We start from the raw sequence: 12,756 nt of genomic DNA, 5'->3' as shown, positions 1-12,756 counted from the left end.
GATCTCGCCATGGCGCAGTGGAGTGGCCCACTGGGCAATGTCCTGAAAGTCGCCTGGCGTCTGCCTTTGCCACTGAGGAATCTGATTGGCGCCTGTTATCTGTTACCCCGCGGCACCACCGATCGCGACCGGGTACTGATGCGGGCGGCCTGGATGATGGCCAATGGTGCGGGCAGATCCGAAGAATGCCGGCGCCTGCTCAGTCGCATGGGGCTGGATGTTGAGAATGCCGAGGCCATTGCCGGGTCTGCGGGTCTTGCTCCAGCCTGAGGTGATCAGACCAGGAACTTCCGGACATCAATGCGGTACTCATCCGGATCCACGGCCCGCAGAATATGATCCTGGGTGCCGGGCTTCGACAGGTCCAGTGTTTGCACTGTCACCGGCATCCGGAACCGGGTGTGATACATGATGCGTACCACCGGCAAGCGCTGATCGTCCTCGTTGCCCTCCGTCACCACGCCCAGACGTCCGCTCTCCAGCAATACCAGAGAGCCCACGGGGTACAGACCGAGACAGCGTATAAACTGGCGAACCAGCTTTGGATCCAGGTGACTGCCGCTCCATTCCAGCAGCTTTTTAAGACCCTGTGTTGGCGTCATGCCCTTATGATATACCCGGTCACTGGTAATGGCATCGTAAACATCGGCAATGGCCGCCATCCGGCCCTGCAGAGAAATTTCGTCACCTTTCAGACCGTTCGGATAGCCACTGCCATCGAGCTTTTCATGGTGCTCGGCGGCGGTTAACACTGCCAGTTCGCCGATGCCCGGTGTGGTCAGCAAAATGTCCCGGCTGTGAGCGGCGTGCTGTTTCATCACACCGAACTCCTCGTCAGTCAACCGTCCCGGTTTGTGGAGAATCCCGTCCGGAATCAGTATTTTGCCTATGTCATGGAGCATTGCGCCGACAATGAGCTGATGCAGTGCTGACTCAGACTGGCCAAGGGATTTTCCGAAAATGGACATCAGTACACTCAGATTGACCGAGTGCTCCAGCAGGTAGTTGTCTTTTTCGCGGATGCGGCCAAGGCAGGCCAGGGCGTTGTGATTGCGGAACACGGATCCCTGCAGGTCACTGGCCAGCTCGTGCATGGGGGTGATATCAATGGCCTTGCCGAGCTTGACGCTCTGCATCAGATCACCCACAAGCCCCTGGGCCTGTTTGTGGATGGCCTGGGCAATCAGTGCCTCATCCTGGAAATCGGCACGTCGGAACGGCTCCGGGGGCTCTGCGCCGGCCTGTTGCAGTTGTGCTTCGTTGTGACGATCGATTTCAGTTGCAGGCACAGCATCTGGTGAGTCGGTGCCCTTGCTGGTGTCGATGTACACGTACTCAACACCCAGGCGCGCGATTTTTTCCAGGATCTGTTCGTTGCGTATGAATCCCCGGCGCCGGTTATTGTTGTGGGGAATCCAGTCGTTGTTCAGATCGGTAATGTACATGCCGACCCGGAGTGCCGTCAGAGGAATACGTTTGATCATGATCGGAGAACCTCTGACAACAGGTGACCGTCAGGCAGAGCCTGCTCAGACAGGAAAAAATGTACGGAGACTGTTCTGATAGGTGGTTCTGATTACCTCCACCAACGGCAGCGCTTTCACTTCCGCAATTTTCTCCGCCACAAAGGGCAGGTAAAACGGTGCGTTTTCACGTCCTCGATAGGGAACCGGGGTCAGGAAAGGCGCATCGGTTTCCAGCAGTATCTGCTCGATGGGCGCCATCCGCACGATGTCGCGAACGTTCTCGGCCTTGTTGAATGTGGTAATGCCATTGAATCCGAGACACCAGCCCTGGTCCAGCGCATAGCGGGCCAGTCCGGGCCCGGAGGTAAAGCTGTGAATCACTCCGCGCCGTTTCAGGGTATGCTCGAACTCGCTCAGAATGGTAATGGTATCTTCGTCTGCATCGCGGCTGTGGATCACCACCGGTTGGTCATGGTCACAGGCAATCTGTAGCTGACGCCGGAACACCTCCCGCTGCACGTTCCGGTCTGCATTATCGTAATAGTAATCGAGGCCAATTTCGCCGATGGCGACAATTTTGTCGTCATCGGCGTGCTGGCGAATTTCTGCCTCACAGGCATCACTGTAACTTTCTGCCTCGTGAGGGTGGATCCCCTGGGTACCATACAGCCAGGGCTGTTGCCGGCTGAGCTCACGTACCCGGGCGAGGTTGGCTGGTGAAACGGCAATGGTGATTACCTTCTCGATATTGACAGCCCGGGTCTGGCTCAGGATATCGTCAAGGGGCTGATCCTTTAGATAATCCAGGTGACAATGGGTTTCGATGATCGGGTGATCAAAAACCGGAATCTCGCGTCTCTTCTGGCTCATAACTGCTAACCTGATGGAATTCCGGTCCAGTTTACCACTACCGGTGCAGGCTCTCCCACCGTCAATCCAGACACTAAGGCTGACCATGCTGACCACTTCGTTCAACCAGTCCTATCTCTATGATCCAGACCGGCCAGAACTTGATGCTTATCCCAGTGATCTTGCTGACGATGCAGTTGTTCCGGTGCTGGAGCCGGCACTGGAATCCATCGGGGAATACCAGCGCCGGCTCTGGGCCAATAACCGCAAGGCAGTCCTGCTGATTGTCCATGGCCTCGATGCCAGTGGCAAAGACAGCCTGATCCGGACACTGGCCACCTACATGGACCCGGCCGGTTTTCACGCCTGGTCTTTTGGCCGGCCCAGGGGTGACGAAATCCGGCACGATTTTCTGTGGCGGGTGGTGCCCCTGCTGCCCGCACTTGGTGAGCTGGTGGCTTTTAACCGTAGCCATCATGAAGCGGTAATGGCTGAGCGGCTGTGGCCGGTAAGGTCACCGGATCACTACAACTGGGAGGCCAGGTACGCAGCCTTGCGGTCGTTTGAGCAGCACCTGGTTCACGAAGGCACCACGGTGATCAAGGTCTGGCTTCAGATGTCCCGGGACGAGCACCGTCGTCGGTTGATCAAGCGTCTTGACAAGCCCCGCAAACGCTGGAAATTCGACGTGTCGGACATTGATGCCTGGAACCGGCAGGATGAGTATGTGCGGGCGGTGGAGCAGGGGATCGCGGCCACTCACTGCCCGGAAGCACCCTGGCTGATTATCCCGGGTGATCGCAAGCCGGTGGCGCGGGCCATTGTCGCGGAGATTGTCGCGGAGCAGCTGCAGAACCTTGCTCCGGATTATCCTGCGGAAGATGAAAATGTGCTCAGGCAGTATCGTAAACTGCTTGCGCCGGAATGAGTCAGGTCACGGCCCGGACAAGCCGTGACCCATACAGGCTCAGGCCGCTGCCGGATCCGGCCTCTGACGTTTTATCGCCAGCCAGGCCAGGGCAAGTGCCGGGATAATCAGTGCCGCGCTGATCAGGGACAGCTCCAGATTGGTCAGTGGTACCGGGCCGCCGCCTGGTATCGCCAGCAGCATGCCGCCGGCAATCAGAGCCAGCCGTATCGGCCATTCCAGCAGCCGGTTGGCAGAGAGGTTGCCGATACCCAGCAGGTAGCCTTGCATGGCTCCTGCAATCAGCAATACGCCAAACAGGGCCTGGGTGATGACCACCACCACTTCATCCCAGCTGCCCTGGAAAATCAGCGCAGGATTGAGCACAAACAGGAACGGGATGAAGTAGATAACACTGCCCAGACGCATGGCCTGCAGCCCGGTCTCCATGGCCCTGGCTCCGGCCACCGTAGCCGCTGCGAACGCACCCAGAGCCACCGGCGGGGTGATAAAGCTGAGCATGCCCCAGTACAGGATGAACAGATGCACGGCGAGAGGATCCATGCCGCCACCGTTGATCAACGCGGGTGCCAATGCGACTGCCAGAAAAATATAGGCCGCTGTAACGGTCATACCGATACCCAGGATGAAACTGGTCAGTGCGCCCATCATCAACAGTACCAGGGTATTGCCACCGGCCAGGAAGATCAGGTCATTGGCAATGGTGCCGGAAAGACCGGTGACTGACAGTGCGCCCACCAGCAAGCCGACACCGGCCAGAATGGCGATGAGCTCGGCAAACAGCTTGCCGGAGGCGGAGAAAAAGTTCTTCACTTCCTGCCAGCCCCAGCGCTGGTAAGGCAGGATCTGGTTGATGATCAGCAGCAATGCGGTGGCAAAGAACGGCGCCGTGGCTTCCCGGCGCAGGAAGAACAGCAGCCAGATCAGCAAGGCAAACACGAAAATGAAGTACCAGCCCTCTTTCAAAGTCTGCTTGATAGAAGGCAGCTCAACGGCAGGCAGGCCCTTGAGGTTATGTTTCGCTGCGTAGGCGTCGATCTGGATGAACAGGCCCAGAAAGTAGAGCACCGAGGGCACCACAGCAGCCATTGCAATGGTGCCGTAAGGAATGTTCAGGAACGCCGCCATAATAAAGGCGGTGGCACCCATAACCGGTGGCATCAGAACACCACCGGTGGAGGCGCAGGCCTCAACACCGGCGGCGTAGGAACGGCTGAAGCCAACCCGGCGCATGGCGGGAATGGACATGACGCCGGTGGTCATGACGTTGGTGATCACGCTGCCACTCATGGAGCCCATCAGACCGCTGGAGAACACGGCGACTTTGGCAGGTCCACCCCGGACGTGGCCCAGCAGCGCAAAGGCCAGGTTGATAAAGAACTTGCCACCGCCGGTCTGCTGAAGGGCCACACCGAACAACAGAAAACCGATCACCAGGTTGGCAAAGGCCTGCAACGGAATGCCCATGATGCCTTCACGGCTCATGGTAAGGTAGATGGCGGTCTGCTCAGGCGATGAAGGGAAACCCTGGATAGGGCCCGGCATGACGTCGGCAAAGATGGGATAAAGGCTGGCAAGTCCCACGATAATGGCGATCGGCAGGCCGCCGGCCCGGCGCACGGCTTCGACCACAGTGATCCAGAACAGAAAGCTCATGACCACTGCATACCGGGGGGCGGCATACTCCCAGCCGCGATCCAGTATCTGCTCGGCATTGAATACAAAGAAACCGCAGATTCCTGCCGCCGCAACGAACAGCAGGGCGTCGTACCAGGGCACCCGATCGAGGGTGGAAAACCGATGCATGGGCCAGAGCAGAAAAACCAGCGGCAGCATCAATGCCACCACTGTGTAGAAGAACTGGCTTTCAACCTGGGTGATGATGTTGATCAGTTGCAGGTTGAACAGATAATCAAGTGTAAACAGGGTAAGGGCGACAGTCGCCAGCCTTGGTACCCATAGCCAGAATCCGCTGAGTGTGCGGATACCGGAGATCTGTTCCGGTTTAACCGTTTCCGGAGGGGTACTTGCCTGGGTTGAACTCATGAGTGTGAAACTCCGAAGACGAACAGCGAGCAGATGAAAGTCGCCAGACCTGGAGACTGGCGGAAATAACCGGCCACGGGCGTGGCCGGTTAGGTCAGAGCGTTGAACGACTGTTTCAGAAGAAGACCGGGTTCATGTCGGCCGCTTCCAGAGCTTCAGCGCGAACTTCCATCCAGCGACTGCGGAAGGCATCCTGGTCCGAAGGCGGGTTGTCACTGACAAAGGTGTTCCAGGTTTCCATCAGGATTTCCTGACGCTTGACCAGCGTGTCCTGGTGAGCCTGCATCTCGTCGGTCCAGTGGCCGATTTCCTTGTAGTAATCCACTACCGCATCGTGGAATGGAATTACCCACTGCATATTCTGGTTATTGATGTTGTAGCCGGCATTGCCCGGAGCGCCATCCTTGTATTTGTCATGGTCTTCGGTGAACACCCGGATCAGGCTGCTGGCCAGTTTCGGGTCGGAATCGGCGTTGGCCACCAGGATCGGGTAGGGATAGCTTGATCCGATCCAGGGCTCATCCTTGCTGATGCTGGCGCCGCTGGTTACCGTATGGGGCTGGAAATACGGGGCCACTTTCTGCAGCCGGGCCCAGCCTTCCTTGTCTTCGGGATCCAGCTTCAGCCAGGTGATGCCGCGGGGGCTGGCGGCCAGTTGCTGCGGAGGTGGTGCTACGCTCACGGTAAACGCGGTATCGCTCTGGTTGGCGATAATGCCTTCAAAGGCGCGCCCGTAGCCGGGGAATTCAACCCGCTCGACGTCGTCCCAGGTCAGGTTGCCGAATGCCAGCATGGCTTCGGTGCCAAGGTTCAGGGCGTCGTCGCCACGAATCCAGGAAATACGCTTGCCCTTGAGATCGTAGGGAGTTTCCACGCCAATATCGCCAGCCACGGCAATGCTCAGGCCAAAGCTGGCGATGGAGGTGGTAATGACACGGATGGGTTGTGGGCCCCAGTCCCTATCCGCAAACATCAATACGCCTTCAGAGCCGTAGTAGCTTGCGATACCGCAGGCACACAGGGGCACCCGACCGGTCTTCAGAGGGGTCATCCGGGAGACGTCATTCTCGCCCGGCAGAATTCGAACGGAGGTACCATACTCGTTCTGCAGCAGGTTACCGATGGAAACCATCTGGCTGTAGCCGGCGGAACCGGTGCCGTACGCTGTCATGGCAAGAGTGTTTGGCAACTCGACGTTCTCGGCTGCCACTGAGAGCAGTGGTGCGGTGGCAATGGCAAGGGCCAGTAATGGCCGTGCGATAGGTAACATGGTTAAATCCTTCTTGTTGTCTTTGTTAGGTCAGCAAGGATGTTTCTTGATCTTTTGTTTTACTCTGCGAAACATGATTCTGTTTCTTGTACCTTAAAATAGACAGTCATCCGGTGACCTGTCAACGATACTTTGAGCGAAAATCTTGTCTGATTCCATACAGTATGACCATTGGCGTCAACTTGACCACTGGCTGATGAAACTCCGTGAATTCTGGCAACCGGTGCCGTTTGTTGAGACACGGCCGCACTGGACCATACACCAGCCGTCGCTTTACGACTGGGTATTGTCACTCTCGGAAGCTCATTGTGAGGCACTGGAAAACAACCCCCGTGAGCTGGTTGCCCATCTGCGTGGTTGGCTGCCGGAATTTGATCAGTACTGGGACCTGTTGGCATTGACCGGGATGAACGCGCCGGCCTGCCCGTTACCTGAAGTCCGTGCCCGCGACATGCCGGGGCGCAAGCGCCTGCAGGCGGGCTTCTTTGCGGGTCAGCTGGTCCCGGTGGAAGGGCAGGTGCTGGACTGGTGCTGTGGCAAGGGACATCTGGCGCGCACGCTGGCGGCGGCCGGTGCAGGCTCTGTGGCGGGCTATGAGTGGCAGGCAGGGCTGGTGCAGGATGGCAACCGGCTGGCAGGCCACTATGGCGACCCCGTCCGCATTGCATGCCAGGATGTAATGGCGGACCCCTTGCCCTGGCCGGATCCACCTCCGGATCAACTGGTGGCCCTGCATGCCTGTGGCGACCTGCACCGGCAATTCCTGCACCAGGGTGTGCATCATGGTGTTTCCCGTATCAGTCTTTCGCCCTGTTGTTATCATCTTACCGATGACAGTCTGCATCAGCCGTTGTCTGTGAGAGTTCAGCAAACCAGCGAACGTCTTCAGCCGAACCGGGAACAGATGCGGCTGGCGGTGCGGGAGACGGTAACAGCCTCCCGCCGTGAGCAGGGCCAGACCCGGCTGCGCAGTGCCTGGCGCCTGGGTTTCGATGGACTACAGCGAGACTTGCGACGGGTGGATGAGTATCTTGCGGTGCCATCAGAGCCGGCCTATCTGTTAAAGCAGGGATTCCCGGAGTTTTGTCAGTGGGCGGCGCAGAGCCGTGGGATCGAATTGCCTGAGGAGCCGGACTTCGGGACCTGGGAGGCAAGGGGATGGGTGAGGCACCGGGAAGTGCGCCGGTTTGAGTTGATCCGTCATCTGTTCCGGAGACCGCTGGAACTGTGGATGGTTCTCGACTATGGCGTGTTTCTTGAGGAGAGCGGCTATCAGGTGCGCCTGGGCGAATTCTGTGAGCGTCAGCTGACCCCCAGAAACCTGCTGCTGGATGCCGTATTGAACGAAAAACGCCGCAGGGCGTGAGCCACTGCGGCGTTGTTTACTGCACTCAGATGTCGTTTAGCTATAACTTAGCGACGAATCTGGATGCGAGCCTCTACCCTGCGGTTCTGGGTGCGGCCTGCAGCCGTTTCATTACTGGCAACCGGCTCTGCTTCACCGTAGCCAACAGGTTTTACCCGACGACCGTCGATGTCGTAGATGCTGATCAGACGCTGAGCGACTGATTCTGCGCGACGCTGGGAAAGATCCAGGTTGTAGTCTGCTGCGCCAGTGCTGTCACTGTGGCCGGCAATCTCTACAATCACTTCCGGGTTGGCTTCCATGGCATCCGCAATGCGGCGAATGTCATCGTCGTATTGTGCGCCAATCTGCGCGCTGTCGACCGGGAAGTTCACGTACAGTGTGATGGTTTCCAGAGTAACCACTTCACAGCCGGTCTCGTCCACACGGATGCCTGCTGCTGTGTCAGGGCACTGGTCGATACTGTTCACAACACCGTCGCCGTCACTGTCCAGTTCGCAGCCGTACTGGTTAACTGCTGCTCCCGCTGGTGTGTTCGGGCAGTCATCGCGGCTATCCGGCACGCCATCGCCGTCGGCATCGGGTTCAGGGGCTGGCGCAGGAGCCGGGGCAGGAGCTGGCGCGGGTGCCGGTTCATGGGCCTTGTTCAGTGCCAGGCTGAAGCCGACAGTAGCGCGGGCATCAAAGGTACTCTCGTCGATGCCGTGGAAGCCACGGAGATCGGCGCGCAGCGCAAACCGGTCGTTGAGGTTGTAGCGTACGCCGCCACCAATGTTTACCTGGGTTTCATCGTGATAGGAGCCCTTGGTGTTCAGTTCGGGGCCATTATCGAAGTCAGCATGGCCAAAGCCCGCCGCAAGATACGGATTCAGGCGATCAGTAGGCTGGCCAAAGTAATGCAGGCCATCGACCCGCACTTCGCGGTAGGTAGCACTGCCGCCGACGTACTTCTGGTCTGGCTCGGAATAGGTGAACACAGCCTCTACTGCCCAGCGAGGCACCATGCGCAGCTCAAGGCCCACACCGTAGACGGGGCTGTTGTCGAGATCGCGCTGATCATCAAAATGCTGATAGCCGGCAAATGGATTGAGATAAATCCGGTGTTGGTCTGCCTGGGCTTGCGCCGCGAATGGCAGAGCCAGTGTTGCGGCCATGGCCGCTGCTAGCTGGGTGCGTCTGATTGTCATAGTGCTGATTCCTTGCAAGGTTTGTTCATCGGTGGCGTCTTTTTATCCAGATGCCTTGAGTTGAGACTACAGTAAATGTGAGCTGGGTCTCAATCCGCAAATACCGTAAGTTCAAATGTCGCTTCAGGGCTTGCGATAGTCCACTCGTTCAACACAACCGTCGCGGAAGTAGACATAGGTGAGTTCGTAAAGGGCACCGTAATAGCGGGTCTGGTAGACCCAGGTTTCCTGTGGCGTGGGGTAGACTTCAGAGGTACGGCCGAAGGCCCGCTCCACCTGTTCCCTGGTCATCCCCTGTACCACCTGATTGCGGGCCAGGTAGGTGCGCAGGTTGGTGGAATTAATGTAACGACAAGGGCTCTCAGGCTGCGGTGGCGTTCGGGTTGCAGCCTGCTCACTGTCTTCGGAGGCAGGTGCCGGAAACTGCGGCAGGTTATCGCCGAAGCTGCCGCCGATGCGGTTGTCCCTGATGGTGACGGTTTCGGCATTGTCACCACAGGGCTGATCCGCGAACACCACACCATCAGCCGTCTCGCAGCGGTAAACGCTGGCCTGCAAGGTCATTGGCGGGGCTGCGACCAGCATGCCGACTAGCAGACTGAGTCGGGTAAGGTGAATGGCCATGACGTATTACTCCTTCCATCGTTAACAGCGACTCCGGTCGCAGCTGATGGCTCAATCCGTCAGCGGGCGGAAATACAGGTGTGCACTTTTCTTGCTGAAGTTCAGGATCTTGCCACTGTCGAACGCCACCTCAAAGGAGCTTTCGTCCTCATGATGTACGGCGCCGTGGCCAAAAATGGCGTGGCTGAGTCGTGGTGTTGCCCAGACTGGACCACTCTCCGGTTCGGCCTGTTGGCTGGCCCCCTGCAGCGTGACGTTTTCCCGTCGGGCATAACGCAGGCTTACAGGGGTGACCGGATAGTCGACGGTGAGTTCCCCGGCGCAGGCAGCAGGGTTTTTCCGGTTGGCGTCGAGCCATTGTCCGAACTGGTTGCTGACACCAAAGCATAGCTCGCTGACAAACCGGCTCGGGCCCTGGTCGGCATCGACCGCCGGCGCTGGACCACCGGTTCGGGTGATCAGATGCAGGCGGTGGCGGGCCCGGGTCATGGCCACGTACAGCAGCCTTCGCTCGCTTTCCACAAAAGCCGCCAGGTCGTCCTGTTTACGGGGGCTGTAGGGCAGGTACTTCTCCTGAAGGCCGGGGATAATCACCTGCGCCCATTCCAGGCCCTTGGTGCGATGGATGGTGGACAGCAGAACCCCCTGGCGTTTGTCACGACTGGCCTCCGCGCGCAGTTGCTGCAAGTGACCGAGAGCATCTTGCGCCGGTATATCCAGGCCTTTCAGGTAAAGGCAGAAGCCCTGAACGGTATCGATGCGCTCAGTGGCGGTTTCGTGGGTCAGGGCCAGGCTGCGGATGCCCTCAAACAGCTCGGTCTGCTCTGCGTAACGGGCAACCAGCTGTGCGACGGATCCTTTGAATTGGCGCAATTCTGCCAGGGTTTCGCCCAGTCGTTTAAGCTTGCGCGCCGCCAGGGGCGGCAGGGCATTGAACTCCAGCGCCAGCAGTCGTTCGTGCCAGCCGTGGTCGAAACCGGCCAGAAAACGGGCTAAAGGACCAAGCTCCTGCTCTTTCAGACCTACGTGGGGGAATCGCAACAGGTTGCGGGCAATGTCGAGCCGGTCTGTCTCCGTGAGCCCGGGCAGATTGTCGGTCACCACATGGAGCAGCCCGGTGATGGCCTCCACTTCCCGGCTGAACAGGGCGCCCTTGCCGGCATCAATACGGTAGGGGATCTGACGCGCCAGTAACTTCAGCTCCACCGGTACACTCTGACTCCAGACCCGGAACAGAATGGCGGTCTGTTGTTGCTGCTCTGCGGTGAGAGCCTCCAGCAGCCGCACCACCACCGGGCTGTCGCTCTCGCTCTGGTGCAATTCGATGGTGGTGTCCGGCGTGCCGGGGTGAGCGTGACACAGCACGTCGTGACGGTTCTGATTGTGAGTGATCAGATGATTGGCCAGCAACGCCAGCCGGTGGCCGTAGCGGAAGCTGAAGCTGAGGGTGTGCTGCTGCGGTTCGTCAAATTCTTCCCGGAACCGTTTCAGAATGAATTCCGGCTTCGCGCCGCGGAACTCGTAGATGGTCTGGTCCGGATCGCCCACCACCGTCACCCGGGCCCGCTCTCCGGCCACGTAGCGCAGCAGCAGGTGTTGTATCTCGTTGGTGTCCTGGTACTCGTCCACCAGGATCAGATCCATCTTGTTGGCCACCAGTCGCTGCAGCGCCGGATTCTGGTGGATGGCCATCACCGGCTCATAGAGCATGTCGGCGTAACTGATCTGGCTGCGGGCCTTGCGCCATTGCTCGAAGCCATGAAACAGATCGATCAGGTAACGGTGGCGGTCGCTGTAACCCAGCTCCTCGAACACGATTTCTGCCGGCGACAGGGTGGTCTTGACCAGATCAATGAAGCAGGTGGCCGTCTCCACATATTCTTTCTTGTTGCGCCGTACCTCGTCGGCCAGCTCCTCCGGCACCAGCTGTCGGGTCAGCAGCCAGGCCTGGTACTGGATATCCTGATCGGTCAGCAGGGTGTCGGAGAATCCGGGCAGGTAACCCTCGCGGACAAAACGCCGGTACAGCCTCAGTCCCATGGCGTGATAGGTGCGGATTTCCGGCAGGGCCAGGCCGGCTTCCCGGGTGACGTCTCGCAGCTTGCGTTCAAAATCCACTCGGGCGCTGCGATTGAACATCAGCACCAGCATGCGTTGAGGATCATGTCCCTGTTCCAGCAGCCAGCGCAGGCGCCAGGCCAGAGTGGTGGTTTTGCCACTGCCAGCCACGGCCGTGATCATGGCGTGTTCGTGCCCCGCCGTGACAATGGCGCGTTGTTCGTCGGTAAGAAAGTCAGGGAGCGGTAAGGTCATGGCGCTATTCTAATCCGGCCCTGACATCAGGGTCACCCATCCCGCATAATGGGTCACATTCCGAATTCCCATGTAAGCAAAGGAAGGAGCAGCTGATGGCACTGGTCATAGATGAGTCCGTAAACGTACTGGGTGAAAAACTCGAGGCTTGTGGTCGCGACCCGCTGACCGGTTTTTACCGTGACGGATGCTGCAATACTGGTCCTGATGACCTGGGCAATCATACGGTGTGTACGGTGGTGACCGGGGATTTCCTGGAGTTCTCAAAAGCGGCCGGTAACGACCTGAGCACGCCGCGCCCGGAGTTCGGCTTTGCCGGTCTCAAGGCGGGCGATGCCTGGTGTCTGTGTGCCGGTCGCTGGCAGGAGGCTTTTGAGGCGGGTGTTGCGCCACGGGTCCGGTTGCGGGCAACCCATCAGGCCGCGCTGGAGATCTGTGCGCTGGCTGACCTGAAAAAACATTCCATGGATCTGAGCTGACATTCGTGGGGCGTCATTGACCCATGACCACACTGAAGCTGGCGGACTCTGGCCATGACCGCTGAGGGCGGCTGGCAGGACTGGCAGGTCAGCCTGGTCCGGGCTGGTGAGCGGCGGCTGGTGCTGATTGAAGGCGACCGCTCCCGGGGCCTGGTTCTGCTGAAGGGAATTCTGGCCCGGCTGGCGCCGACGCGGGGCCTGTGGAGTGGCCCTCCGGAGGACTGTCCG

General features: G+C 59.0%; 10 protein-coding genes and 1 pseudogene. 4 read left to right on the top strand and 7 right to left on the bottom strand.

Annotated elements, in window-relative coordinates:
• A pseudogene (locus AAC035_RS11035) lies at nt 1-270 on the top strand (hypothetical protein); the annotation flags it as partial.
• A gap of 5 nt (nt 271-275) precedes the next feature.
• Here AAC035_RS11035 and AAC035_RS11030 read toward each other — a convergent pair.
• The gene (locus tag AAC035_RS11030) at nt 276-1,484 is read right to left on the bottom strand and encodes an HD-GYP domain-containing protein (protein ID WP_339803885.1); all 1,209 of its coding nucleotides are present in this window, start codon (nt 1,482-1,484) and stop codon (nt 276-278) included.
• 45 nt (nt 1,485-1,529) lie between these two features.
• Entirely contained in the window at nt 1,530-2,336 is an 807-nt protein-coding gene (locus AAC035_RS11025) for a TatD family hydrolase (protein ID WP_339803882.1), read from the bottom strand.
• An 85-nt stretch (nt 2,337-2,421) separates the two neighbouring features.
• On the opposite strand from AAC035_RS11025, the gene AAC035_RS11020 reads away from it, so the two are divergent.
• Nucleotides 2,422-3,243: a polyphosphate kinase gene (locus AAC035_RS11020; RefSeq protein ID WP_339803879.1), complete on the top strand. Its 822-nt coding sequence runs from the start codon at nt 2,422-2,424 to the stop codon at nt 3,241-3,243.
• 39 nt (nt 3,244-3,282) lie between these two features.
• On the opposite strand, the gene AAC035_RS11015 is transcribed toward AAC035_RS11020, so the two are convergent.
• Both AAC035_RS11015 and AAC035_RS11010 read right to left on the bottom strand, forming a co-directional pair.
• Nucleotides 3,283-5,289 carry a TRAP transporter permease gene (locus AAC035_RS11015; RefSeq protein WP_339803876.1) on the bottom strand — a complete coding sequence of 669 codons (2,007 nt, stop codon included), beginning with the start codon at nt 5,287-5,289 and terminating at the stop codon, nt 3,283-3,285.
• Between the two features lie 115 nt (nt 5,290-5,404).
• Nucleotides 5,405-6,559, bottom strand: a complete 1,155-nt coding sequence (locus AAC035_RS11010; RefSeq protein ID WP_339803873.1) for a TAXI family TRAP transporter solute-binding subunit — start codon at nt 6,557-6,559, stop codon at nt 5,405-5,407.
• 196 nt (nt 6,560-6,755) lie between these two features.
• Here AAC035_RS11010 and AAC035_RS11005 point away from each other — a divergent pair, with 196 nt between their 5' ends.
• Complete coding sequence (locus AAC035_RS11005) at nt 6,756-7,925, top strand: methyltransferase (protein WP_339803870.1); 1,170 nt, start codon at nt 6,756-6,758, stop codon at nt 7,923-7,925.
• A gap of 47 nt (nt 7,926-7,972) precedes the next feature.
• Here AAC035_RS11005 and AAC035_RS11000 read toward each other — a convergent pair whose 3' ends face one another.
• The 3 genes from AAC035_RS11000 to AAC035_RS10990 form a co-directional block, all read right to left on the bottom strand.
• The gene (locus tag AAC035_RS11000; RefSeq protein ID WP_339803867.1) at nt 7,973-9,112 is read right to left on the bottom strand and encodes an OmpA family protein; all 1,140 of its coding nucleotides are present in this window, start codon (nt 9,110-9,112) and stop codon (nt 7,973-7,975) included.
• Nucleotides 9,113-9,235: 123 nt separating this feature from the next.
• Nucleotides 9,236-9,736 (bottom strand): DUF4124 domain-containing protein, encoded by a 501-nt coding sequence (locus AAC035_RS10995; protein ID WP_339803864.1) that lies wholly within the window; start codon nt 9,734-9,736, stop codon nt 9,236-9,238.
• Nucleotides 9,737-9,787: 51 nt separating this feature from the next.
• On the bottom strand, nt 9,788-12,049 hold the full coding sequence (locus tag AAC035_RS10990) for an ATP-dependent helicase (RefSeq protein WP_339803861.1): 2,262 nt from the start codon (nt 12,047-12,049) through the stop codon (nt 9,788-9,790).
• A gap of 95 nt (nt 12,050-12,144) precedes the next feature.
• On the opposite strand from AAC035_RS10990, the gene AAC035_RS10985 reads away from it, so the two are divergent.
• Complete coding sequence (locus AAC035_RS10985; RefSeq protein ID WP_339803858.1) at nt 12,145-12,528, top strand: DUF2237 domain-containing protein; 384 nt, start codon at nt 12,145-12,147, stop codon at nt 12,526-12,528.
• Nucleotides 12,529-12,756: the final 228 nt, after the last annotated feature.

The sequence above is a fragment of the uncultured Marinobacter sp. genome, assembly GCF_963974375.1.
GTDB lineage: Bacteria > Pseudomonadota > Gammaproteobacteria > Pseudomonadales > Oleiphilaceae > Marinobacter.
The sequence above is the reverse complement of the archived record's forward strand: the minus strand, read 5'-3'. Positions and strand labels throughout refer to the sequence as shown.